A 24758-nucleotide genomic window follows, 5' to 3' on the forward strand; every position below is an offset into this window, starting at 1 on the left:
TTTTAAAACTTATTCTCAAAACCAACTTCTTATCAAATCCACTGCTCAAAGCAATCAACCCAATTCCAAGTAACTGTTTTTCAACAAGTTCTTATCTGCATCACCGCCGATGGATGTGCATTATAGAGGATTAAGATCCCTTTGCAAGCGAAAATTAAAAACTTATGACTTGAGCGTTCATTTTTAAAACAACAAACATATTAACCAATTGTTTTATATCAATAATTATTTTAATTCTTTATTTTTGACTTAAATAAGCCAGTATCATGCTCGATAATTCTTGTTTAAGTTGTTGTTCTGAGATAAGAAAATTGTTCTGACTAACATATCTCATCATTGTAAAAAGCGTACTATTGATGATTACAAAGGATTTATGCTTCACCTGTTCGAAGTCCCATTGATGGGGATTTCTACTAAATGCATATAGTCCAACTTCAAAAAAATGTTTTTCTAAAATCTGAGCAGCTTGCGAATGACTATAGTCATGCCAATGCTTCAGCACCTCTATAAAAAAACCATGATCGGCTTTTAATGCAGCAAATCCTAGTTCTATTGCTAAGGGGATAAGGATATCCAAAGGAATATTTCCTTGCTGCATAACTAATTCTTTGAGTTGTTGCCCCAATAGTTCGCTTTTACGGCGCAACAGTTCTTCAATGATTTGATCTTTATTCTCAAAGTATTGGTAAATTGAACCTACACTTACTCCAGATCTCTCTGCAATTTTAGGAGTCGTGGTATGGAGCAATCCATATTGGGCAATACAGTGCTGTGTCGCCTCTAAAATATGGTCAACAATAATTTTTGAACGCTGTTGCTGTGGGGCTTTTCTCATTGGTTTTTTATTCTTTAAATGTGAATTGAATGCGAATAATTATTCATATTAGCCTATTTATTATTCAGTTCAATAAGTAAGTGACAAAATGCAAATAAGTAGCCCGACTCGACTTGCCTCTTTTAATGACATGCAAGACAGTAATTTCTTTACTCAGTTTTTAAATGTCTGTTGCAAAAAACCAGCACAGCCAAACTATGCAGAATATGTGTCTTTACAACGTGCTCTTTATGAAGGGGACGTTGAAATGGATAAAGTAATTGATTGGGTTATGCAAAATCCTAAAGATCACCGCATGATTTTTGAGAAGATATTATTTCAAGGCCGCGATGACTTATCTAAGCCCATACCTACTGAGTTAGAAAGTTTCTTTAATTACATTGAACAAAAGCCTGAATGGCTAGATCAACATCAAATTGATGAGGCTATTAAATTTACTCATCGTTTAGGAATAAATAATGGTTTTATTCTTAGAGATTTATCTTTGATGGCGGGATATTTATATCCAGGGTTTAATCAGCCTCTAATTTTAACTGGCGCATTGAAGAAACAGGCAGGAACACGTTTAGCAGAGACTACAAAATGGTGGGTGGATATTACTGAACCTCAAGGGCTTTATCGTTTGAGTTCAGGCTTTACCTCAACCATTTATGTTCGCTTTATTCATGCACTCGTTCGCCGACAATTAAAAAAGTCTGATCGTTGGGATAGCGAAATTTGGGGAATTCCTCTTAATCAGTTTGATTTAGCAATGACCAATTTAGCGTTTAGCAGTGTGGTTTTGTTAGGAATTCGAGCTTTAGGAATATGGCCGACTAAACAGGAAACTAAGAATTTTTTACATTTTTGGCGTTATGTTGGCTGGTTGATGGGTATTGATGAAAAATGGCTTATTCAATCTGAAACTCAAGGCTGGCGCTTACTTTACTGGATGCAGTTTGCTCACCCGCGCTCCGATCACAGCAGTATTGAATTAGGATCGAGCTTATCTAAAGAACCTTTTGAGAGAAAATATCAGCATTTACGTTCTTTGCAGCAGAAGCTTGCTTATCGACAACATTTAGAACTTACTCAATTTTTTATTGGTAAGAAAAGAATGAGATTACTCGGATTACCTCAACAATCTGCTTCGTGGTTTGCTTATTATCTGATTTTACGTAATTCATTACTTTATAGTGGTGCAAAGCTTTCACCAAAAATTGAAAACTTCTTATCCAAATCAGGGCGTAATATACAAAAACTTGGTCTAAGTCTTTATCAGAATCAAGGTAAAGCAAAAACCTTAGCGAGTATGCATCAATAATTTTCTAAGTCTAAAAATAAAGAATGGAAGTCTGGATATCAGACTTCCATTTTTAAATATTAAAGGCTTATTGAGATGATGAACTATGCATTTCAGCGTGATTCATTTGCTCAGTCGACTCCACCATCTGCTTCTTTTTTTGACTTGGCATGTAGTCAGGCTCATTGTTGATTGCCAAGTAAAAAATGATCATAAACAATAAACTCAAGATAGAAGCCACAATAAGTAACTTCCATCCCCACCAAGACTGTTCAGGCGATAATTTATTTGTCATTTGATTTCTCTCGTTAAATTAATATTTTCAGTTCATTTAATTCGCTACAGCTTATTAAAACTTCATGCTCATACGAACCCAGTAGTTTCTTCCGATATTGTTAAACTGCTCTTCACTCGCGAATCCAAAGCCTGCACTACCCGCTTTGTTTAAGTGTTCGGTATAGGTTTTATCTAATACGTTATCGACACCAACAGAGACATCAATATCCTTACGAAGGTTGTAACTTCCGTTTAGAGAAAGAGTTGAAAAACCTTTACTTGGTTTTAGGTCATATCCCACGATGTTACCTTGATGTAGACTCACGCGGTTTTGCTCAGCAACAGCTCGCCACAATAGACCTAAGTTATATTTATCAGCCACATAGCGAATATTTAGTCGACCTTCTAAAGGTGAAATTTGAGGTAAAGGTTTGTCATCTGTGGTGTTTTTACCCCATGCATACATCGCACTCAAATCAGCCTGAATATGATCGGTAAATTGATAGCCAATACCAGCTTCTGCACCAGCAATGGTTGCATCGACATTTTTCGCTCCAGCAGTAATATCATGGCTCATATCATGTCCACCCATATCCATGCTTGGGTGATGGTGATAACTCATTAAAATGTAGTCATCTACTAAGCCTGCATAGGCAGAAGCCCATGTATTTAAAGCGCCATGTTGTTGCTGAAAGCCCAAATCCAACTGTAGTGTTTTCTCAGGATTCACACCGTTAAAGGTATTGGTTGAGCCAGCATTACCATGTTGAGGCGAAAAAAGTTCCCAATAATCAGGCATACGTTCTACATAGCCTAAACCGATATAGCTTTTTAGGTCATGCTCAGGATGTTGATTTTCCCAGCGGACAAATGCACTTGGTAAAGTCTTTTCAAGTTTAGTATTGAAGCCTTTTGCTTGAGAATCTGCGCGCTTATCTTCAACTGTTACTCGATCTAAACGCACACCTGTAACCAGTTTATTGAGATCGTTCCATTGATAACCGAGTTCACCAAAAGCACCATATGATTGAAAACGCATATCTTGACGATATGGAACATTCATAGAAGGCATCGTTGGTGATGACATGCTGCCGCCATGTTTATTAAATTGAGAATCTACACCTGTGATCAGGCTCCATTGATTCCATTCAGAGGTCATGGCTAAGCGCGAGTTTAGTGTACGGCGTGTCACTTGCATTGCCATTGGATTTGGCATCAGCATAGTCATACCACCACCATGGTTCATTTCAACTAATGGTGGTGTACGCAAGCTAAAGTTATCCATAATATGGTCGTTATAGCTGTAGTTCACCTGCCCTTCAATTTTCTTAATGACATCAGTGATATTTTTCTTTTCGAAACGTAGTCCTAAGCTTTCACGCGCAAATTGAGAACCATCCATTGAACGTCCAGCATAGAGCGATTCACCATCAGATTTTCCACCAGTGAGTTCAACCCATGTATTTTCATCTGGAGTGAAACCAATCGCCACATCAGCATTCCATTTTTCCCATGCTGAAGGTACTGTATTGCCGTCACCATCTTGATAACTATTGGACTCAGAACGATTAGCATTTAAACGAATATATTTTTTCTCATCACCAATTGCCGCTTCAACATTATGGTCAATACGCCCATATGAACCTAACAATACACTCGCTTGTCCACGATAAGGTTTTTCTGTGGTGAGCTTTTCAGGCTGACGTTCAAAAAGGACAGTCGCTGCTGAGCCCGTATTGGCATATTGAACTGTTTGCGGACCTTTAATGACAGAAATACGGTCATAACTTTCTGGTGAAATATAAGAAGTTGGGGCATCCATACGATTTGGGCATGCGCCTAAATTTTCAGTTCCGTCAGTTAGAATTTTGATGCGTGAGCCAAACATACCTCGGAATGTTACATCGCCATTTGTTCCACCGCTTTGTATTGAGTTAAAGCCCATAATACTTTGCAAGTAATCTGCACCGTCAGTTGCAGGCACAGGCTGAATCGGTTGCTTTGGATCTGCATGAACAATAAGACCGTTTGCATCATTGCCTTGCTGTGCTGTAACAACGATAGGTGCCAATGAATGAAGTGTTTTGGTATCAACATCATTTTTTTGGGAATCAGCAAAAACTAGACCCGAATGAGAGACAGCAAACATCGCAACCCATAAAGGTTGTAATAAGAATTTAGAATGTGACATTTTTTATACGCTCTAAAACATAAATAAAGTGATATTGAAGTCAATCAAGACCCCAACAAAAATTTGCTTTTATTTATGCAAATAGAGGCGGTGCACGCCCTTGCGGGAGTAGGAAAAGTCGCTGTAGCGCAAAATAAACATGTTTGAATGCTTGTTGATAAGCGACTAAGCGAACTTGTATGCGAACTAAAACTTCTTTTACGCCGAATTCAGGCGGTAAAACCAAATTGGCATAGACGGTACAATATTGACATTGATGGTTTGCATCATGATGGTCATGGTGTTCAGGTACTTGAGCCTGTTCAATATGATGTTCATGATGTGAATGCATGGTATGTGACATGGCTTCCGTCTGTGCTTTGGGCTTCAGCAAAGCACGGGTAATAGTTTCACAGACCGGAGCAATTTGATATTGCTTCGGTAATAGCGGCTGTAGAAATACCGCAACCTGTAAAAATACTGCTGCACATGCAAGCAGTAAACCACTACGAAAAACCAAAAATCACATCCACACTATATTAATATTTGAAGAATAGAAATTTTTAACGTTTTACTGCAACTTTTTCACGCTCACGTTGACGAACAACTTTTTCGACTTTTTCACGCGCACGCTGACGTTTAAGTGGCGACAAATAATCCACAAATAATTTGCCATTTAAGTGATCCATTTCATGTTGGATACAAACAGCGAGAAGTCCATCAGCTTCTATCTCAAATGCTTGACCTTCAAGGTTAATTGCCTCAATTTTCACACGTGACGGGCGCTCAACTTTGTCGTATATTTGTGGCACCGATAGGCAGCCTTCTTCGTACTGCTGCTTATCTTCTGTCAGTGGAGTGATTTTGGGGTTAATAAAAACCAAGGGTTCATCTTTAGCTTCAGATAAATCTATAACGATTAACTGAATATGACGATCTACCTGTGAAGCTGCTAAACCAATACCTGGTGCGGCATACATGGTTTCAAGCATATCTGCTGCAAGTTGACGAATTTCATCAGTAACTTCTTCAACAGGCTTAGCAATGGTACGAAGACGGGGATCAGGAAAACTTAAAATAGGTAATAAGGCCATACTGACGTCCTCACTTATGCCATTGATTGAAAAACCAAATGAAGGAAATACTTCATCGAAAAATTGTGTGTAAGCCGCCTATTATAACGCATCTGCACACATAATTTTTAGGAATTATCATAATGAAAAAGGTTTTTAACGGCATGGGTGAATTTCATGCTTTGGGGATAAAAAAGCATTTACTTGCTTTCGCACTTTTTACAGGGGTTGCAATGGGTACAGTAGCAGAGGTTCATGCTGCTAGTCCGAACCATAATCCACCCTCTCTAAAAAGTAATGCACCACATGTCTACGTTGTAAAACGAGGAGATACGCTGTGGGATATTTCTGGTCATTTCCTAAGTAAACCTTGGCGCTGGCCAGAAATCTGGGCAAGTAATCAGCACGTCAAAAATCCACACTGGATTTACCCGGGTGACCGCTTATTGTTATGCAGTTTAGCTGGTCGACCATTGATAGGTAAAGATGAGGGAGATGGTTGTGTCGGCATTATTCGTCGCTACACAGGCCAAACAGCAAACTTACAACCTCAAGTTCGTGTGGAGTCGCTCAACGATAATGTGCCTGTTATTCCACTTGAACATATCAAACAGTGGTTAGAACACAGCACAATTTTGCCAGCCGATGCAATTGAACATACGCCTTATATTGTTGGCACTGCGGATCAACGTGTACTTGCTGCAAAGGGCCAAACGATTTATGCACGCGGACAAGGTTTAATTGATGGTCAACGTTATGCAGTCTACCGTGAAGGTGAACCGTACTATTTCATGGATAGTAAGGGTAAAAAACACAGCCTAGGTATTGAACTACAACAAGTTGCGTCAGGTATTGCGATTTCTTCTGAGAAAGACATAACAACACTTGAGCTAACTGATAGCTACAATTCCGAAGTGCGTCGTGGTGATCGGGTCATGCCAGAAGAAGATGCGACTTTGCCCACTCTATTTTACCCAGTGGATGCTAAACAAGTGACGGATGGTGGCAAGATCATTCGTGTGATGGGTTCAATTGGTAGAGCAGCCAAAAATAGTGTAGTGACTTTAGACCGCGGTACGGCTCAAGGCGTTCAGGTGGGTCAAGTCTTTGATATTACCCAACAAGGTGAAACCATTCGAGATCCTAAAACCAAAGAACCAATACAGTTACCTGGTCAACAAATTGGTAGCCTTATGGTATTTAGAACTTTTGATCAGCTTAGCTATGCATATGTATTAGAAAGTGACTTACCCATTAAAGTAGGTTCAAACATTCAGCCACCTCGTCTTGATGATTAACGCTGGATATACACTTTACAATGCTTACTCAACTTTCTTCACACCATTACCACACCCTTAAAGTGTGGTATTTGGTTCAGCACTCTTTAGTTAGCTTTAAAAAAATTGTCGACTATTTCGGTAGCTGTGAAACGGCTGTCCAACCTGCCGGGTTAGCCCAATGGTCTAATCTCGGTTTACATGCCAATCATTTAAAACGCGTAGATGAATTTCAAACTGCTCAAGGTCAGGCTCATTTTGAAAAACTGATTGAGCAGATCCAGCAATATACCGACTTTATTTTAACGCCCGATGACTCTGGGTATCCTACGCAATTGCTACCTTACACAGATCATCCGCCCATCATTTTTGGAAAAGGCCAAGCTCAAGCTTTGCTACAGCCACAAATTGCTATTGTGGGTAGTCGAAAACCAAGCCCGCATGGTCGTCAGGTTGCTTATGACTTTGCCTATTACTTAAGTGAAAAAGGATTTTATATAAGTAGTGGTTTGGCATATGGCATTGATGAAGCCGCTCATCAAGGAGCTTCAGTACATCAACGAACTATTGCTGTAACCGGAACAGGTCTAGACAGCACCTACCCTGCTCAGAATAAAAAACTTGCAGAACAGATCTTGGCTCAAAACGGCGCCATCATTACTGAGTTTTTACCCGGGACACCACCATTACAGCAGCATTTTCCACGTAGGAACCGAATTGTTAGTGGTTTGAGTTTAGGCGTGTTAGTGGTAGAAGCTACTTTAAAAAGTGGCTCTCTGATTACTGCCAACAAAGCTGCTGAACAAGGTAAAACGGTATTTGCTATTCCCGGCCATATTTATAGTGAATTTCATCAGGGCTGCCATCAGCTTATTCGTGAGGGTGCAATCTTAGTCGATCATCCTGAACAGATTGTTGAGGACCTTGCTCTTCCAACCCAATGGCAGAGTCAGCAACAAAGTCAAAGTGAGACAGCTGAAACTGGCGCGCCAGAAATTCCTGAACATTTAATTAAACTGTATCAATCTTTAGACTGGGTCGGTCAAGATATTGATCAGCTTGTCGTGCATCACTCACAACCCGTTGCAGAACTCACCTCTTCACTCATGGAACTAGAACTACTTGGTTTATGTATGCAACAATCAGGGCTGTATTTACGTTGTCGCTCTTAGTATGGGAGCACACAATAGCAATTCTGTATGATTGAAAGGAAGAGTATTACCATGATTACCACCTCAGTTACCGAAGCCGCCGAAAGTTTACATCAAGGTCAAGTCTTGGCGTATCCAACTGAGGCAGTTTGGGGGCTAGGTTGCGACCCTTTTAACGAACAAGCTTTTCAAAAAATTCTAGAGCTGAAACAAAGACCTATTGAGAAGGGGGTCATTTTATTAGCCGGCCATATTAGCCAAGTTGAGCACCTGTTAACCTCTTTACCTCAAACAACCCAACAAGAAATTATTGATTGCTGGACGAATCACCAACCTTCAGAAAGAGCCACAACTTGGCTCTTGCCTGCTGGTGAACATATTCCTTCATGGATTAAAGGTGAACATCCTCTTGTCGCTGTTCGAGTCACCACACATCCTTTGTGTGTGGCATTATGCAATGCTTTTCATGGTTTTATTGTCTCGACTAGTGCCAACCCGAGCGGGCAAGAACCTGCTCATTCACTACAAGATGCCTGCCAATACTTTGGTTCACAATTAAACTATCTCAATGGTGATTTAGGCCAAAGTCAGCAGCCAAGTAGAATTATTAATGCTCTCACAGGCGAGATTATCCGCGCCTAATTTCAGACAAAAAAAAGCTCAGTTATATAGGGATAACTGAGCATAAAAAAGGATGGGTATATACCGCATCCAGAGGGTTTGGATATCTCTGCAACGAAAGATAATTTGCCAAAAAGAGCGTCTTTCGTAGTGGTCGCTATTATGTGGCAATAGACTAAATGAGAGAAATATATAATTTCTCTAAAAAAAGCATGAAAAGTGTAGGGAATTTACGGTTTTTCGCTTAAAAATTAAAATTATATTAATATTTTTATTCGGCTTTTTTAATATTTATATTTCAACCTAGTTTTATAATCTATTTATAAATCATATAGAAAAGCTTTAACTAATAAAAAAATGGCATATTTTCATTAATTTTTTTCAAAATATGCCATAGTTTTTTTAGTGGTCTTAGTTTTGCTCTTGTATCAGCTCACTCTTTTTGGAACCGACCTTCTTTTGAGCCATGATGATACCAATTAAAATTATTACACCACCTAGTGTGTGATAAATGGTCCACTGCTCAGATAACCAGACACTCGCAATAATTGCTGTAAACACAGGAACTAAGTTCATAAAGATACTTGTTCTATTAGGCCCTAATTGCTGAACAGCCAACATCCAAACTAAAGGCGCAATGAGTGAAGCAAATACTCCTGCATAAATAGCACTCGGAGCATTTTGTGCATTTAAAGCATCCAGTCCGAACCAGAAAATCAAAGGAAGGTGAAATATTACAGAAAAACCAATCTGGACATATAAGCTCGTCATGATTGGAAGTGGCAACTGCCATTTTTTAAGAAAAACCCCATAAAATGCATAAAAGAACACAGCGATAATCATTAAGGCATCACCAAGATGTCCACCAGAACTTAATAAGTGGCCAATATCTCCTTGGGACATGACATAGAGCAAACCTGAAAAAGACAAAATACTACCAAAAACTGCAAAGCGATTAGGCACATCTTTTAAAATGGCAAGAGAAACAAAAATAGTAAAGATGGGAATAAATGCATTCACAATTCCCATATTAGTTGCACTGGTATAATGGGCAGCTGTATAAGCAAGCCCTTGATAAAGCACCATTCCAAATGCACTTAATACTGCTAATTTAGGCAAATACTGTTTTAATAAGTGTCGCTGTTTCCAAACCGGTAACAACATAAATGGGGTTAAAATAATAAAGGCGATTAACCACCGGTAAAAACTGATACTGACCGGAGAGATATAATCAGAAACATAGCGGGTAACTACAATATTCAAAGACCAAATCAGTACTGCCAAAATGGGAAATATAAATGCCCATTTATGATATTTCATGACCTGACTCATAGTAATACGCCATCTGTAAAAGAGAGTTTATTTTGAAGAATGTCTTAATAAATTGAAATATCGTATTTCCGACATTGATATTGAACTTAGGACATCATCAATTTTTTAGAATAATGTCCAAGTCTTCATGGCATGTTCCACAACTTTGTGTAATTGCTCGGTACTCGCCCCATCTCTTGCTTGAATCGTTAACCCTTGAATGACAGTTGCATAAAAGTCTGTCATTTCCTGTAACGGTGCATTTGGAGACAAATCACCCTGCTCTACACCTTGTTGAAGACGTTTGAATAATTTTTCTTTGGTCTTTATTCGTTTATCGAGAAGGTTCTGCTGCACATTCTGAGTAGCGTCAGAACAATTCATAGCTGCAACAACAAGCATACAACCAGCAGGCTTATTTGGCTGGACGAGTCGTTTAACGTTATCGTATAGATAAAGTTCAAAAGCGATTTTTGCTGTTTTTGCTTCTAAAAAGATGGTTTCAATAGGGCATGCTTCATGAGCCAAGTAGTAATCAATACTTTGATAAAACAGCCCAGCCTTATCTCCAAACGCACTGTATAAACTTGGTGCTGTAATTTCCAAAGCCTGTGTTAAATCACTGATCGACGTTGCTTCATAGCCATGCTCCCAAAACAGTAACATTGCCTTTTGCAAAACCTGCTGTTCATCAAAGCATTTAGGACGTCCACGCTTTTTTTTCAGCGTGTCCTCAGCAATGGTCAAATTCTTTTCATGCCTATTTGTCATAAAGATCACATCTATTTTTATAACAATCGTTATTAAATTAATTGACGTTCGATTTTTTATCAACTATTTTATTTTCATAATGATCGTTAGTTAATTAATAAATTGCCTTTGTTCACTCCAAATTTAGCCAAGTAAGGATTTCCTATGGACCAATCTTCTATCTCTAAAGCGCGACCCACGACCTCACCACAAGGAAGTTGGTTTGCCATTTTGGCCGTTGCCATTGCAGCATTTGCATTAGTAACAAGTGAATTTTTACCTGTTGGTGTTTTAAATAGTGTTGCAACAGATTTAAATATTTCTGTAGGTACAGCCGGTCTTATTATTACTGTACCCGGCATTATGGCCGCGATTGCTGCCCCCTTATTACCAGTTTCAGTGAAACAACTTGATCGACGCTATGTTCTCATTTTACTGACAGCAATTATGGTTATTGCCAATACCATTACTGCTTTTGCTGAAAACTTTCATATTTTATTACTCAGTCGCTTAATTTTAGGAATCTCAATTGGCGGGTTCTGGGCCACGGCAATCGCTTTAAGTGGGAAATTAGCTCCCCCCCATCTCCCTATTGCCAAAGCAACTGCTGTTGTAATGGCAGGTGTAACTTTTGCGACAGTTTTGGGTGTTCCTATTGGAACATGGTTAAGTGAATTTTATGGCTGGCGCAGTGCTTTTGGAATTACAGCAGGAATTGGCTTAATTGTTTTAATCTTACAATTAATCTTTTTACCTAAACTTGTTCCAGACTCGCCAATCCATATGAGGGACTTACCAGCATTATTACGCACGCCTAAAGCACGTAGCGGCATGCTTATTGTTCTACTTATCGGCCTTGCTCATTTTTGTGCATATAGCTATTTAGCGCCTTTCTTTAAGAATATTGCGGGCTTTAATGGTACAACGATTAGTTCATTATTATTGCTCTATGGAATTGCAGGTATTTTCGGAAATGCATTTGCTGGATATAGTGGTAATTTGAATGTCCGATATACGCTTGCCTTTGTTAGTGCTTGCTTTGCAATTGTATTTTTTGGATTCCCACTTTTTGCCATTCATGAATTTGGTGCTATTGTCTTAACTGCTTTATGGGGCTTCGCATTTGGTGCTTTTCCTACCTCAGCCAATATCTGGATGTTTGTACATGCGCCACATGCAGTTGAAAAAGGTATGCCTCTTTTTGTAGGTATGTTTCAGGTCATGATTGCCACAGGTTCATTATTAGGCGGTTATGTGGTTGATCATTTCAATGAAAATACCTTAATTTATGGCGTATTAAGTTTTGTTGCTTTAGCACTCGTAAGTACTTTTACCTTAGCAAAAGGCTTAAACAACCCTAAAGCAACCTGTGAAAATTAAAATATGAGTCAGAGCATATAAATGAAAAATGAGGACCAACGATTTTCTTTATTGAACAGTATAGAAGTTCATGAATTTCTATATCAAAAAGAAGATATTGTTCGTCCTCATGCCTCGCTCTGGGGAGATTTTAATTTCAGCTTAAATGGCATTTTAGAAATGCAGGTGGAAGAACAGCTATATCTGTCTCCACCTAGTTATGGACTTTGGATTCCACCTCAAACGGTTCATCAATCGACTGATATTGATCACGAAATTCACTATATCTGTATTCGTCTACATCCCCGCCTATGCTCTGTTTTAGGAGATGTCTGTCAGTGTTTTAGTATCCAGCCATTTTTTCGGACGTTGGTCCTCCAAATTCTGGAACAACAGAAGCAGAATAAAAAACCTGAATATTTAGAACATCTTTTACAAGTCTTATTCGACCAATTACAACAAGCCCCAGCCTATTCGCATTATTTGCCTCAAACGCGGCATCCAGTTTTATTGCCTATTTTAGAAAAGCTTTCCGACCCATTACTTTTTGATCACTCGTTACAACAGTTACTCCAAAATTTCTCGGTAAGTGACCGTCACCTGTTACGTTTGAGTCAACAAGAGCTCCAGTTGTCTTTGTCTGAATGGAGAAATCGAGCCAAAATTGTTTATGCAATTCATCAAATACGACAAGGGACACCCATTAAGCGTTTAGCATATGATTTAGGTTATCAACATAGCTCAAGTTTTATTGAGTTTTTTAAACGTTATACTGGGCAAACACCTATTCAAATTAGAAATAACTAGAATTCAGTTTATCTTTTAAAATCTTTTTCTTTTTTTGAACACGAATATTATTGCACTACCCCTCAATAGCAGTTAAAACAAATGCGTTACTTGATATCAACTACAATCTTTAGGAAATACTCATGACACAATCTGTATATCACATTCCAGTAAAAGCTATTTCAGGCGAAACGGTTGACCTTGAACAATATAAAGGCAAGGTTTTACTTATTGTAAATACTGCTTCTAAATGTGGTTTAACTCCACAATACGAAGGCTTAGAAAAGCTTTACCAAGCAAAAAAAGATCAAGGTCTTGAAATTTTAGGTTTTCCAGCCAACAATTTTAAAGAGCAAGAACCAGGTTCAGATGAAGAAATTCAACAATTCTGTTCATTAAATTATGATGTTCAATTTCCTTTATTTTCTAAAGTGTCTGTTGTCGGTGAAGATAAGCATCCACTTTATCAAACTCTGACAGCAGCTCAACCAGAACGTACTGGTGAAGGACCTTTCCGTGAGCGTTTAGAAGGTTTAGGTATTCCAACTAATCCAGCTCCAGAAGTTTTATGGAACTTCGAAAAATTCTTAATTAATAAAAATGGCGAAGTAGTGGCTCGTTTTGCTCCAAATCTAACTGCGGATGATGAACAAATCGTTAAAGCAGTTGAAGCAGAGTTAGCAAAATAACGTTTAAAAAACGTGAAAAAGAGCGTTTTCTACGCTCTTTTTTATTATCTGGTCAAAATGTTGTTTGTTTGCAAAAATACAATCTTTCTCCATATTTTATGCCTATAGTACCTATTTGCTTTATTTGATGTTGTTTGTAGTTATGAAAAAAGTTTTACAGGGTGCGTTTCTTCCTTTTGTAATTTTTGCCTCAGGCATGCTTTTACTCGGGTGTGATCAGGCACAAGACCATGCTACTGAACAAGAAAATACTGAAATAACCGAACAGGCATCTGATCAAACTATTGAACGACAAGAGTCAGATATTGCTCCGAGTAAAACCGAATTTAAAAGCGGCAATATTTTTTATATGGTTCGAGATGCTGCTAATTTACAGCTTAAAGCTGGAGATTATGTTGAACAACTTAAAGACACTCAACTTGACGTTGAACAAGCTATTCAAGATAAAAATCAAAATGAATTAAAAACAACTGTTTCAACTTTAAAACAGCAATTACAAGGTTTAAATCAAGCTCTTCTCACCTTAGATATAAAAAGTCAGGAAATTGAGAATATTCGCCAAAGTTTATTACATGCAAATCAACAAGCTCTAAGCATGCCTTTACTAAATGGGAAATTAGATCAAATCAATTTTGAACAAATTGAAAAACAGCTTAATACCATTCAAATGGATATGGTTAAACTCGCAGCTATGATTATGGCTGGAGATGAAAAACCTGATCCAAAAACTGATTCTTAAGTTATATCCAAATAATAAAAAAGCCACCTTACGGTGGCTTTTTTTGATGAACACCGCACAAATTATAATGCGCGGTTCTTCATCTTACGGATAGTTTCAAGCTGACCTGAAATCTCTGATAGAGATGCCAATGCAGCAGCTGAGTCCAAATCACTCTTTTGGTTCGCAAGCAATTGTTCAGCATTTTTACGTGCTTCTAAAATTGCAGCTTCATCCAAGTTGTCTGCACGGATTGCAGTATCTGCAAGAACCGTTACAACGTGAGGTTGAACCTCTAAAACACCGCCAGATACATAGACGATTTCTTCTGTACCATTTTCCAACTGAACACGAATCGGGCCCGGTTGAAGCAAAGTCACAAGTGGTGCGTGTCCTGGCAAAATACCAAGTTCACCACCTGCGCCTTTCGCGATTAACATCGTTACTGCGCCAGAGTAAATAGACTCTTTAACACTTACGACATCACATTGCATAGTCGCCATGAGATGATCTCCTTAAATTAGAGTTTCTCAGCTTTAGCAATCACTTCGTCAATACCACCAACCATATAGAACGCTTGTTCTGGGATGTGATCGTATTCACCAGCTAATAGACCTTTAAAGCCACGAATCGTTTCTTTAAGCGATACTAATTTACCAGGAGCACCAGTAAACACTTCAGCTACGTGGAATGGTTGAGAGAAGAAACGTTGGATTTTACGCGCACGGTAAACAACCAATTTATCTTCTTCAGCTAACTCATCCATACCCAAGATCGCGATAATGTCTTTAAGCTCTTTATAACGTTGCAAAATGTTCTGTACAGAACGCGCAATTTCATAATGCTCTTGACCAACAACTAATGGGTCTAACTGACGTGAAGTTGAGTCAAGTGGATCGATCGCTGGATAGATACCAGAAGATGCGATGTCACGGCTCAATACTACTGTTGCATCTAAGTGAGCAAATGTAGTTGCAGGCGATGGATCTGTTAAGTCATCGGCAGGTACGTATACTGCTTGGATCGATGTGATCGAACCAGATTTAGTAGACGTAATACGCTCTTGAAGAACACCCATTTCTTCTGCAAGTGTAGGCTGGTAACCTACCGCAGATGGCATACGACCTAACAATGCTGATACTTCAGTACCTGCAAGAGTATAACGGTAGATGTTGTCGACGAATAATAATACGTCACGACCTTTACCATTTTCGTCTTTTTGATCACGGAAGTATTCAGCCATAGTCAAACCAGTTAACGCTACGCGTAAACGGTTACCTGGTGGCTCATTCATCTGACCGTAGACCATTGCTACTTTGTCAAGAACGTTAGAATCTTTCATTTCGTGATAGAAGTCGTTACCTTCACGAGTACGCTCACCAACACCAGCAAACACAGATAAACCTGAGTGAGCTTTCGCGATGTTGTTGATCAACTCCATCATGTTAACGGTTTTACCAACACCAGCACCACCGAATAAACCAACTTTACCACCTTTTGCAAACGGGCAAAGTAAGTCAATTACTTTAATACCAGTTTCTAAAAGGTCAGTAGAAGCAGCTTGTTCAGCATAAGAAGGCGCTTGACGGTGAATTGGCAAACGTTCTTCAGTTGCAACTGGACCAGCTTCATCAATTGGGCGACCCAAAACGTCCATGATACGACCAAGCGTAGCTGGACCTACTGGAACAGAAATCGGTGCATTTGTGCTAGTTACATTAAGGCCACGTTTAAGACCTTCTGTAGAACCCATTGCGATGGTACGAACAACACCATCGCCAAGCTGTTGCTGAACTTCTAATGTAGTTTCAGTACCGTCAACTTGGAGAGCGTCATAGATCTTAGGAACGCTATTGCGCTCAAACTCGACGTCGATAACCGCGCCGATGATCTGAATGATACGACCGCTACTCATTGCTGTCTCCTCAATTCAAACTTAATAATGTTAAACGGCAGCGGCACCGCCAACGATCTCAGAAATTTCCTGAGTAATCGCGGCTTGACGCAGCTTGTTGTAAATGAGTTGTAGGTCTTTAATCAGTTGTCCTGCGTTGTCTGTCGCTGCTTTCATCGCGACCATACGAGCTGACTGCTCACATGCAACGTTTTCAATCACACCTTGATAAACCATAGACTCGATATAGCGAACCAACAAACCATTTAACAATTGTTCTGCTTCTGGTTCGTAGATATAGTCCCAACCATAAGTACGGTTGAGATCATCGCCTTCTTCTGCTGGTGCTAGAGGAACAAGTTGTTCTACTTTAGGCTGCTGAGTCATTGCATTAATGAAGCCATTTGATACGAGGTAGATACGATCTAATTCGCCCTTATCAAATGCATCAAGCATAACTTGGACTGAGCCAGTTAACTGTTCCAAACTCGGCGCATCGCCAAGTTGGGTAGTTGCACCAAGCACTTTACCGCCGTAATTCTTAAAAAACGAAACCGCTTTTTGACCAATTAAAGCAAATTCAACTTCAATTGACTGCTGTTGTTGTGCTTTGACATGCTGCACAACTTTCTTGAACAAGTTAATGTTCAAGCCACCGGCCAAACCACGATCTGAAGACACTACGATATAGCCAACGCGCTTAACTGGGCGGTCAACCATATAACGGTGTTTGTATTCAGGGTTTGCTTGAACCAAGTGAGCAATTACACGGCGCATATTATCGGCATACGGACGGCCCTGAGCCATGCGCTCTTGCGCACGACGCATTTTAGAAGCAGCTACCATTTGCATCGCGCGAGTAATCTTTTGCGTGCTCTTGATACTAGCTACTTTGGCGCGAATTTCTTTTAAATTTGCCATACGCTTAACCTAGTATTCGAAAGCCCTTTCGAGCTTCCGAAGGTTGATCCGTGAACCAAACTTAACTAAAACTAAACTTAGTAAGTTTGAGTCGCTTTAAAGCTTTCAATACCTGCTTTGATTGCTGCTTCGATGTCTTTGTTGTAATCACCAGTTTCATCGATTTGTTTCATCAACGGAGCATATTCTGAGCGGAAGTAAGAAATTAACGCAGCATCAAAGTCTACGATTTTCTTAACTTCTACGTCAGCCATATAGCCTTCGTTAGATGCATAAACAGAAACAGCTTGGTCAGCAATTGAGTAAGGAGCATATTGCTTTTGCTTCATTAACTCAGTTACACGTTGACCATGTTCAAGTTGCTTACGAGTTGCTTCGTCAAGGTCAGAAGCGAACTGAGCAAACGCAGCCAATTCACGGTATTGTGCTAAAGCAGTACGGATACCACCAGACAATTTTTTGATGATCTTAGTTTGAGCAGAACCACCAACACGAGATACAGAGATACCCGCGTTCACAGCAGGACGAATACCTGCGTTAAATAATGATGTTTCTAAGAAGATCTGACCGTCAGTAATCGAAATTACGTTCGTTGGTACGAATGCAGATACGTCACCTGCTTGAGTTTCAATAATTGGCAATGCAGTTAAAGAACCAGTTTTACCAGTTACTGCGCCATTAGTGAATTTCTCAACGTAGTCAGCAGATACACGAGAAGCACGTTCAAGAAGACGTGAGTGAAGATAGAATACGTCACCTGGATACGCTTCACGACCTGGTGGACGACGTAAAAGCAATGAAATTTGACGGTAAGCAACAGCTTGCTTAGACAAATCATCATAAATAATAAGAGCGTCTTCACCGCGGTCACGGAAGTATTCACCCATTGTACAGCCAGAGTACGGAGCTAAGTACTGCATTGCAGCAGGATCAGCAGCCGCAGCAGCGACAACAGTTGTATACGCCATAGCGCCAGTTTCTTCTAGCTTACGTACAACGTTTGCAATTGTTGATTGTTTTTGACCAATCGCAACGTATACGCATTTAATGCCAGAATTTTTCTGAGCGATAATCGCATCGATCGCCATCGCTGTTTTACCAGTTTGACGGTCACCAATAATCAACTCACGCTGACCACGACCCACAGGAATCATGGTATCAACTGATTTATAACCAGTTTGAACAGGTTCGTCTACAGACTGACGCCAAATTACGCCTGGTGCTACTTTTTCAACAGCATCAGTTAATTTTGCATCAATTGGGCCTTTACCATCAATTGGGTTACCCAAAGCGTCGACAACACGGCCAAGAAGTTCCGGACCAACTGGAACTTGTAAAACACGACCTGTACAACGAGCTTTTTGACCTTCTTGAAGGCTTAAGTAGTTACCTAAGACAACGGCACCCACTGAATCCTGTTCTAGGTTCAGTGCCATACCAAATAAGCCGCCGTCAAATTCGATCATTTCACCGTACATTGCATCAGCAAGACCGTGAATGCGCACGATACCGTCGGATACCATAACAATGGTACCTTCGTTTTTAGCGGTCGCGCTGGTGTCCAGATCGCTGATACGCTGTTTAATGAGCGCACTGATCTCGGATGGATTCAGTTGTTGCATTGCGCTATTCCTCAATCTTTTAATAGTTCAGTCTTCATCATTTGCATTATGCAAGAAGACGAGTACGCATTTTTTCAAGCTTGTTAAGCGCAGAATCATCTATCACTTGATCGCCTGCACGAATCACAACACCTGCAATGAGCTCAGGTTTAACTTCAACTGAAACAGTTACAGTACTGTTAAAACGCTTTTCTAAAGCAGATTTCAACAATTGCTCTTGCTCAGCAGTTAATGGGAAAGCCGATTCAATCACGACATCCACATTGTTGTTATTCTGTGATTTAAGCTGTTCATATTCTGCTTCAATTTCAGGTAACAACATTAAACGATCGTTATCTGCAAGAAGTGTCAAAAAGTTAGACACTGCTTGAGACTGATCTTCACCTAAAACTTTAGCAAAAAGCTTCACTTGCTCCACAGGAGTAAGTTCAGGGCGATTTAAATAAGCGGAAAATGCTTCGTCTTGCACCGCAGCACTGAGCACTTGTAACGCATTCGACCAATTGTCTGTTGCACCTTGCTCAGAAGCATAAGCAAATGCTGCTTTGGCATACGGACGTGCCAACGTCAAGAGTTCAGCCATGATTCGCCTCTCTTAAAGTTTAGCAGCCAGCTGAGACAGCATGGCATTATGAGCTTCTGCGTCAACTTGCTGGTTCAGGATTTTTTCTGCGCCAGTTACTGCCAAAGCAGCTACTTGTTGACGTAATTCTTCGCGAGCAGAATTGATTTCTTGATCAACAGCTTCTTTAGCCTGTTGACGAATACGCTCACCTTCAGCCGCAGCTTGAGTACGAGATTCTTCGATCAATTGTGCTGCACGACGGTTCGCTTGTTCGATCAATTGAGCCGCTTGTGCTTTAGCTGCATCAAGCTCTTGCTTTACTTGCGATTGTGCATCGGCAAGCTCAGCTTTCGCTTTTTCTGCTGCATTTAAGCCATCAGCAATTTTACGCTGACGCTCACTAATCGCATTGATTAGTGGTGGCCAAACAAACTTCATGCAGAATGCAACAAAGAATGCAAACGCAATCGCTTGACCAATCAATGTGAGGTTGATATTCATTGCAATTCCTCAAATAGTGGATTTAGGAATTAAGATGATTAACCTACAAATGGATTAGCGAAGATGAAGAACAAGCCAATACCAACACCGATCATAGGCACAGCATCAAGAAGACCCGCGATTAAGAACATACGAGTTTGAAGTTGTGGAGCCAATTCTGGTTGACGAGCAACAGCTTCTAGAAAGCGACCACCCAAAAGACCAAAACCAATCGCAGTACCTAAAGCACCGAAAGCGATCAAGATAGCAGATGCAATTGCAACTAGACCTAAAGTGAGTTCCATGAAAAATTCCTCAGAGGTTAGGTTATTACCAAATTAAATTAAAAAAATTCAGCCCAACCATCGTTTGATAGTTAGGCAATACCATTAATGTTTTTCGCTTGCCATGCTCAAGTAAACGATGGTAAGCATCATAAAGATGAATGCCTGCAACGTGATTACAAGAATGTGGAAGATCGCCCAAGGCACAGATAACGCCCATTGAATCCAGAACGGCAATAAAGCAATTAGGATAAAGATCAGCTCACCTGCATACATGTTACCGAATAGTCGGAGAGCTAATGAAATCGGACGAGCAAGGAATGTTACCAATTCCAAAATCAAGTTCACTGGAATAAGCAACGCTTTTGCAACTGGATTACTTGGGTTAAATGGGTTAAGTGCCAACTCGCCAACGAAACCACTAACACCCTTTTCGCGGATGCTGTAGAACAAGATAAGTACAAACACAGATAAAGACATACCTAAAGTAATGTTTGGATCTGTAGATGGAACGATCTTGAAGTAAACGTGGTGAGGGTTCATACCAAATACGTTTGCACCCACAAATGCTGCAACTTGAGGAATCCAGTCAACTGGGAACAAGTCCATTAAGTTCATGAGGAAAATCCACACGAAAATAGTTAATGCAAGCGGAGCGATTAAACGTGATTTGCCATGAAAGGTGTCACGGACACTTGAGTCAACAAACTCAATGATCATTTCAATTGCAGACTGGAATTTAGTTGGAACACCTGCATTTGCAGCTTTCGCAACCATCCAGAATAACAAACAGAAAATAACACCAAGGCCAATTGACCAACCCATTGAATCCAAGTGAATTGCAGTGAACCCCATCGAATGAGCTTCTTCAGCAGTCTCAGCCAATTTCCATGTACCGTCTGGCATTTTGCCATAGGTCATATTGGTCAAGTGATGCTTGATATACTCTGTCGAAGTGAGGGCATGTTCTTCAGCAGCCATAAATCACACCTGGTCAATGTCAATTACTAAAAAGAAGGGTTACGAACATCGGCGTACTGTCGATATCTCGCCACCCTCCAAAAAATCTTCAATTCTTCTTGTTTCTATACCCGTTTTTCTAGACGTGACACCCAAAATGGAGCGACCCACGACATTGCCTGAACGAGAATAAAACCAAACAGCAATGCTAACGGTGATAAAGGTTTAACATTGCTCAAAATCAAAATAAATCCAACGATCATGATTGCAAATTTGCCTAACATGCCCCTATACATGTTAGACAGCACTTGTTTTGATGCTCTCGCACCTGCTGTTCTGAAGGATTGCCATGAGAAATAACTCATAGCAAGCCAGCAAACCAGTGCACCAAGTGCCGCACTTAATGCTGCTGTCATGTCTTTTATGCTCCACGCCACAAGGGCGGAAACAGGGATCATACATGCTTGTAAGAAGACCAAAGCTTTTGCTAATCGTCGGTCAATCAAGCGACTAGTTCGGCTCATTATTTATCCACTCACAGCATAAATGCTTGACAAGTTTAGCTGATGATCGCTTTTAATCGCAGGCATTATAGAGTTACACCCCTGAACATGCAATCTTTTCCCGACTTTAGTCGGGGTTTTTCATGACCGGTGGTGCTGACGCTACAGTCAGCCTTTGTTTATTTTTTATCTTACTTTTGCGTACTTAATACACATTTATCTGTTTTTATAGCCAGTTTCTTCCATGCAGTGACAAAATCATCCTCGTTATTCATGCTCTCGTCTACTGGCTGAAAAGTAATGTTACCTAATTTTTGATACTGACTTTTAGTGGTAAAACTTTCTGCGAGCAAACACATCTGATTTTTCGGTCGATTATCATTAAGATACTTAATTTGAGCTGCTGTTGGTGCAACATGCGGATCATCCGTCAAAGCACCAGCGAACTTTAAGTTTAACGAGCGCTCTAAATATTGATAGGCATCATGATATGACCAATAGGGCTTACCATTACTTGTACTGTCGTAAACTTGTGCAGCCTGAAACATCTTACGGGCAAACATATTGGCATTATTCCAATATTTAGCCTTATTTTCAGGATGCTGCTGAGAACGTAAAGCAGCGATAAAGAAACCGATTCGAACTGCATTGTTTGGTTCTAACCACACATGGGTGTCTACTGTATTAGGTAAAGCCACGCCGCGTGTACTACGCAGGGGTAAAACAGAAACTATGCCACTATCTAATAAGGCAATCGCTTTCTTATTATTACCTAACAATTTATTTAGAGGGGCTTCATGAGCCTTACCCAACCAGATCACTAAAGATGCATCATTAATTGCTTTACGGTGAGCCGGAGTCAACTGTACGTCATGACCGGTCTGACCTTTAAGCAAAAGCTGAGGTTCTTCAACACCCTGAGTGATTTCTTTTGCAATCAGATAAATCGGGTGTGTAGAAACCACCAAACCCTGACTCCACCCTAACGTACTCAAAAGAGAGAACATACTGAAAACAAAAAAACGGAACATGCTAGACCATCAATTTAAATTAGCTCGAAGCATGTTATAATATAACAAAGTTACAAAAATACCTAAGATTAATCGAATGAAGCATCGCTTCATGCTAATATTCCGTTAAAAATTCGAGGTTATTTCTATGAGTTCCTGCTCGCATGAACATCATGATTCTTTGCATGGTGTGCATGATCACCATAATGTCGCAAACCGTTTAGCTGAAGCAGAAAATTTATGTTCTGCGACTGGCGCACGACTTACGCCTTTGCGCAAAGAAGTTTTGGAACTCATTTTAAACGCTTCGGGTCCAATGGGTGCATATGACTTACTCGCACGTATAAAAAGTCAAACTGATCGCCCCGCTGCTCCTCCAACTGTATATAGAACTTTAGATTTTTTATTAGAAAAAGGTTTGATCCATCGCCTAACTTCTATTAATGCCTATATTCCCTGTTGCCACCCTCGTGAAGGTCATCAAGCAGCATTCTTGATTTGTACCGAATGCCACATGGTTAAAGAAGCCTCTTCTCAAGGTTTAACTCACCAGCTTGACCAACTTGCAGCGTCAGATGAGTTCGTGGCTCAACACAGCATTATTGAAATTTCGGGGAAATGCCAACAGTGCCGCACAACTCCTTAAATCCTGTATTAATTCAGCTTGAGCAGGTTTCTGTTCATCGCGATGATCGGGATATTTTAAAAAAAGTTGATTTTGCTCTACATCAAAATGAAATTGTGTCTTTGATTGGTCCCAATGGTGCAGGTAAATCAACACTTATTAAAGTTCTACTCGGTATTCTCCAGCCGAGTAGTGGCCGAGTTATCCATCATAAAAAACTTAAAATGGCTTATGTGCCACAAAAGTTCAATCCTTCACACAGCCTACCTTTGCGTGTTCAGGATTTACTTGATTTAGAAAAATGTAACCCTGCCCTGCGTCAGGAAATTATTCAAGACACAGGCATTTCCAAGTTACAACAATCAAAAGTACAACAACTTTCTGGTGGAGAGCGCCAACGGGTACTACTAGCGCGTGCCTTACTTCGCCAGCCAGATATTTTAGTTCTTGATGAACCGATGCAAGGCTTAGATATTCAGTCTGAGGCTGAACTTTATGAGTATGTCCGCAGTTTGCCGGAACGATATAACTGTGCAATTTTAATTGTTTCCCATGACTTACAATGGGTGATGGAAGGAACACACCGTGTAGTGTGTTTAAATAAACATATTTGCTGTAGTGGACTACCCGAGAACATTCAACAACATCCTGAATATCAGGCAATATTTGGAACTCAACGGGTTTTCTATCAACATCATCATGATCACTGTGCTCACGGTGATGCTGCACCCCCCTGCCCTCATAATGACCGCCCTCACATCCACCCAGAACCGGAAGCTTAAGCCATGATGGAATGGTTACAATTATTGTTACCCGCATGGATTATGGGAACCTTACTGGTCTTTTTGACCGCGCCTCTTGGTTGTCTAATGCTTTGGAGACGGATGTCTTTTTTTGCTGACACCATGGCACACGGCACCCTACTTGGGGTCGCTATCGCAGGTGCTTTAAGCCTCCCACTTTGGCTTGGTGTTGCAGGCACTGCCATTTTATTGGTCGCAATTTTATGGGCGCTACATGACAATCGCTTACCCAATGATGCCCTCTTAGCCTTATGTTCAGCGACATTACTCTGTAGCGGTTTATTGTTTATTCAACATGTACCAAGTTTAAGACCAGAGCTTTTAAGTTATTTATTTGGTGATTTACTGAGTATTGACTGGCCCGACTTACCGGTTTTCACTTTAGTTATTGCGATATCACTCGTAATTCTTTACCGCTTTTGGCAGCCGCAAATACAGTTTGCAATTGATCCAGACATTGCAGTCAGTGAAGGGGTAAATGCGAACTGGCAACGTCTTATTTTTATGCTTTTATTGGCTTTATTTACTGTCTTAGCTTTGCGTGCTGTAGGTTCTTTACTTATGGGTGCATTACTCGTAATACCTGCTTTAAGCGCTCGCTTACTGGCAAACTCACCAAAGCAAATGGTTATTTGGGCATTCGTGTTAGCCCAGCTTGGTGTGAGTGTCGGCCTATGGTCAAGCGCAGCACTGAATATCTCTACAGGCTTGAGTATTGTTTTATGTATGGCGTTAACTTTTGCCATTATTTTTATAACTCAAAAGCTAAAAAATCAAACGCAGGCGGCCTGAA

27 protein-coding genes and 1 pseudogene are annotated in these 24758 nt (G+C 40.1%); 11 read left to right on the forward strand and 17 right to left on the reverse strand.

Going from position 1 to position 24758, the window contains the following annotated elements; all coding sequences use genetic code 11:
- Positions 1 to 264: 264 nt before the first annotated feature.
- A pseudogene (locus HL290_RS14750) lies at positions 265 to 835 on the reverse strand (TetR/AcrR family transcriptional regulator).
- Between the two features lie 88 nt (positions 836 to 923).
- Here HL290_RS14750 and HL290_RS14755 point away from each other — a divergent pair.
- Positions 924 to 2138: an oxygenase MpaB family protein gene (locus tag HL290_RS14755; protein WP_198496875.1), complete on the forward strand. Its 1215-nt coding sequence runs from the start codon at positions 924 to 926 to the stop codon at positions 2136 to 2138.
- 67 nt (positions 2139 to 2205) lie between these two features.
- Here HL290_RS14755 and HL290_RS14760 read toward each other — a convergent pair whose 3' ends face one another.
- The 4 genes from HL290_RS14760 to def form a co-directional block, all read right to left on the reverse strand.
- Positions 2206 to 2412 carry a hypothetical protein gene (locus HL290_RS14760; protein WP_045437095.1) on the reverse strand — a complete coding sequence of 69 codons (207 nt, stop codon included), beginning with the start codon at positions 2410 to 2412 and terminating at the stop codon, positions 2206 to 2208.
- 54 nt (positions 2413 to 2466) lie between these two features.
- A complete protein-coding gene (locus HL290_RS14765; RefSeq protein ID WP_198496876.1) occupies positions 2467 to 4584 on the reverse strand; it encodes a TonB-dependent copper receptor in 2118 nt (705 codons plus the stop codon).
- Positions 4585 to 4657: 73 nt separating this feature from the next.
- On the reverse strand, positions 4658 to 5083 hold the full coding sequence (locus HL290_RS14770; protein ID WP_003655503.1) for a DUF2946 family protein: 426 nt from the start codon (positions 5081 to 5083) through the stop codon (positions 4658 to 4660).
- 43 nt (positions 5084 to 5126) lie between these two features.
- Complete coding sequence (def, locus tag HL290_RS14775; protein WP_004795267.1) at positions 5127 to 5657, reverse strand: peptide deformylase; 531 nt, start codon at positions 5655 to 5657, stop codon at positions 5127 to 5129.
- A 122-nt stretch (positions 5658 to 5779) separates the two neighbouring features.
- Between def and HL290_RS14780 the strand changes: the two genes are divergently transcribed.
- From HL290_RS14780 to HL290_RS14790, 3 genes are read left to right on the forward strand one after another with little or no spacing between them, the layout of a single operon-like run.
- Entirely contained in the window at positions 5780 to 6934 is a 1155-nt protein-coding gene (locus tag HL290_RS14780; protein ID WP_045126185.1) for a LysM peptidoglycan-binding domain-containing protein, read from the forward strand.
- A 20-nt stretch (positions 6935 to 6954) separates the two neighbouring features.
- Positions 6955 to 8085 (forward strand): DNA-processing protein DprA, encoded by a 1131-nt coding sequence (dprA, locus tag HL290_RS14785; RefSeq protein ID WP_198496877.1) that lies wholly within the window; start codon positions 6955 to 6957, stop codon positions 8083 to 8085.
- 51 nt (positions 8086 to 8136) lie between these two features.
- Positions 8137 to 8706, forward strand: coding sequence for an L-threonylcarbamoyladenylate synthase (locus HL290_RS14790; protein ID WP_080026138.1), 570 nt, complete (start codon positions 8137 to 8139; stop codon positions 8704 to 8706).
- 390 nt (positions 8707 to 9096) lie between these two features.
- Here HL290_RS14790 and HL290_RS14795 read toward each other — a convergent pair whose 3' ends face one another.
- Positions 9097 to 10017 (reverse strand): DMT family transporter, encoded by a 921-nt coding sequence (locus tag HL290_RS14795; RefSeq protein ID WP_198496878.1) that lies wholly within the window; start codon positions 10015 to 10017, stop codon positions 9097 to 9099.
- Between the two features lie 105 nt (positions 10018 to 10122).
- Positions 10123 to 10776, reverse strand: coding sequence for a TetR/AcrR family transcriptional regulator (locus HL290_RS14800; RefSeq protein WP_198496879.1), 654 nt, complete (start codon positions 10774 to 10776; stop codon positions 10123 to 10125).
- Positions 10777 to 10911: 135 nt separating this feature from the next.
- On the opposite strand from HL290_RS14800, the gene HL290_RS14805 reads away from it, so the two are divergent.
- From HL290_RS14805 to HL290_RS14820, 4 genes are all read left to right on the forward strand, one after another.
- Positions 10912 to 12126, forward strand: coding sequence for an MFS transporter (locus tag HL290_RS14805; protein ID WP_017391514.1), 1215 nt, complete (start codon positions 10912 to 10914; stop codon positions 12124 to 12126).
- Between the two features lie 21 nt (positions 12127 to 12147).
- Complete coding sequence (locus tag HL290_RS14810; protein WP_198496880.1) at positions 12148 to 12912, forward strand: AraC family transcriptional regulator; 765 nt, start codon at positions 12148 to 12150, stop codon at positions 12910 to 12912.
- A gap of 122 nt (positions 12913 to 13034) precedes the next feature.
- Complete coding sequence (locus tag HL290_RS14815) at positions 13035 to 13580, forward strand: glutathione peroxidase (RefSeq protein WP_003655521.1); 546 nt, start codon at positions 13035 to 13037, stop codon at positions 13578 to 13580.
- Positions 13581 to 13722: 142 nt separating this feature from the next.
- Positions 13723 to 14319: a hypothetical protein gene (locus tag HL290_RS14820; RefSeq protein WP_198496881.1), complete on the forward strand. Its 597-nt coding sequence runs from the start codon at positions 13723 to 13725 to the stop codon at positions 14317 to 14319.
- 62 nt (positions 14320 to 14381) lie between these two features.
- Here the strand turns inward: HL290_RS14820 and HL290_RS14825 are convergent, their stop codons facing one another.
- The 10 genes from HL290_RS14825 to HL290_RS14870 form a co-directional block, all read right to left on the reverse strand.
- A complete protein-coding gene (locus tag HL290_RS14825; protein WP_003655525.1) occupies positions 14382 to 14801 on the reverse strand; it encodes a F0F1 ATP synthase subunit epsilon in 420 nt (139 codons plus the stop codon).
- A 17-nt stretch (positions 14802 to 14818) separates the two neighbouring features.
- Positions 14819 to 16213 carry a F0F1 ATP synthase subunit beta gene (atpD, locus tag HL290_RS14830; protein WP_003655528.1) on the reverse strand — a complete coding sequence of 465 codons (1395 nt, stop codon included), beginning with the start codon at positions 16211 to 16213 and terminating at the stop codon, positions 14819 to 14821.
- 30 nt (positions 16214 to 16243) lie between these two features.
- Positions 16244 to 17113: a F0F1 ATP synthase subunit gamma gene (gene atpG, locus HL290_RS14835; protein WP_003655530.1), complete on the reverse strand. Its 870-nt coding sequence runs from the start codon at positions 17111 to 17113 to the stop codon at positions 16244 to 16246.
- Between the two features lie 77 nt (positions 17114 to 17190).
- Complete coding sequence (atpA, locus tag HL290_RS14840) at positions 17191 to 18735, reverse strand: F0F1 ATP synthase subunit alpha (RefSeq protein ID WP_198496882.1); 1545 nt, start codon at positions 18733 to 18735, stop codon at positions 17191 to 17193.
- 46 nt (positions 18736 to 18781) lie between these two features.
- Complete coding sequence (locus tag HL290_RS14845) at positions 18782 to 19318, reverse strand: F0F1 ATP synthase subunit delta (RefSeq protein ID WP_003655534.1); 537 nt, start codon at positions 19316 to 19318, stop codon at positions 18782 to 18784.
- Between the two features lie 12 nt (positions 19319 to 19330).
- On the reverse strand, positions 19331 to 19801 hold the full coding sequence (locus HL290_RS14850; RefSeq protein WP_003655537.1) for a F0F1 ATP synthase subunit B: 471 nt from the start codon (positions 19799 to 19801) through the stop codon (positions 19331 to 19333).
- Between the two features lie 38 nt (positions 19802 to 19839).
- Positions 19840 to 20085 (reverse strand): F0F1 ATP synthase subunit C, encoded by a 246-nt coding sequence (atpE, locus tag HL290_RS14855; RefSeq protein ID WP_000424060.1) that lies wholly within the window; start codon positions 20083 to 20085, stop codon positions 19840 to 19842.
- 84 nt (positions 20086 to 20169) lie between these two features.
- Complete coding sequence (gene atpB, locus HL290_RS14860) at positions 20170 to 21045, reverse strand: F0F1 ATP synthase subunit A (RefSeq protein WP_005037450.1); 876 nt, start codon at positions 21043 to 21045, stop codon at positions 20170 to 20172.
- Between the two features lie 104 nt (positions 21046 to 21149).
- Positions 21150 to 21548, reverse strand: coding sequence for an ATP synthase subunit I (locus tag HL290_RS14865; protein ID WP_003655545.1), 399 nt, complete (start codon positions 21546 to 21548; stop codon positions 21150 to 21152).
- Between the two features lie 170 nt (positions 21549 to 21718).
- Positions 21719 to 22558: a metal ABC transporter solute-binding protein, Zn/Mn family gene (locus HL290_RS14870; protein WP_005037453.1), complete on the reverse strand. Its 840-nt coding sequence runs from the start codon at positions 22556 to 22558 to the stop codon at positions 21719 to 21721.
- 127 nt (positions 22559 to 22685) lie between these two features.
- Here HL290_RS14870 and HL290_RS14875 point away from each other — a divergent pair, with 127 nt between their 5' ends.
- Genes HL290_RS14875 through znuB form a run of 3 tightly spaced genes read left to right on the forward strand, consistent with a single transcriptional unit; the run spans position 22686 to position 24757 of the window.
- Positions 22686 to 23183: a transcriptional repressor gene (locus HL290_RS14875; RefSeq protein ID WP_003655556.1), complete on the forward strand. Its 498-nt coding sequence runs from the start codon at positions 22686 to 22688 to the stop codon at positions 23181 to 23183.
- On the forward strand, positions 23156 to 23944 hold the full coding sequence (znuC, locus tag HL290_RS14880) for a zinc ABC transporter ATP-binding protein ZnuC (protein ID WP_198496883.1): 789 nt from the start codon (positions 23156 to 23158) through the stop codon (positions 23942 to 23944). The genes HL290_RS14875 and znuC overlap by 28 nt, the downstream gene beginning before the upstream one ends.
- Before the next feature lie 3 nt (positions 23945 to 23947).
- Positions 23948 to 24757 (forward strand): zinc ABC transporter permease subunit ZnuB, encoded by an 810-nt coding sequence (znuB, locus tag HL290_RS14885; protein WP_026057177.1) that lies wholly within the window; start codon positions 23948 to 23950, stop codon positions 24755 to 24757.
- Position 24758 lies beyond the last annotated feature (1 nt).

It is taken from the genome of Acinetobacter sp. AC1-2, assembly GCF_016124155.1.
GTDB classification, from domain to species: domain Bacteria; phylum Pseudomonadota; class Gammaproteobacteria; order Pseudomonadales; family Moraxellaceae; genus Acinetobacter; species Acinetobacter calcoaceticus.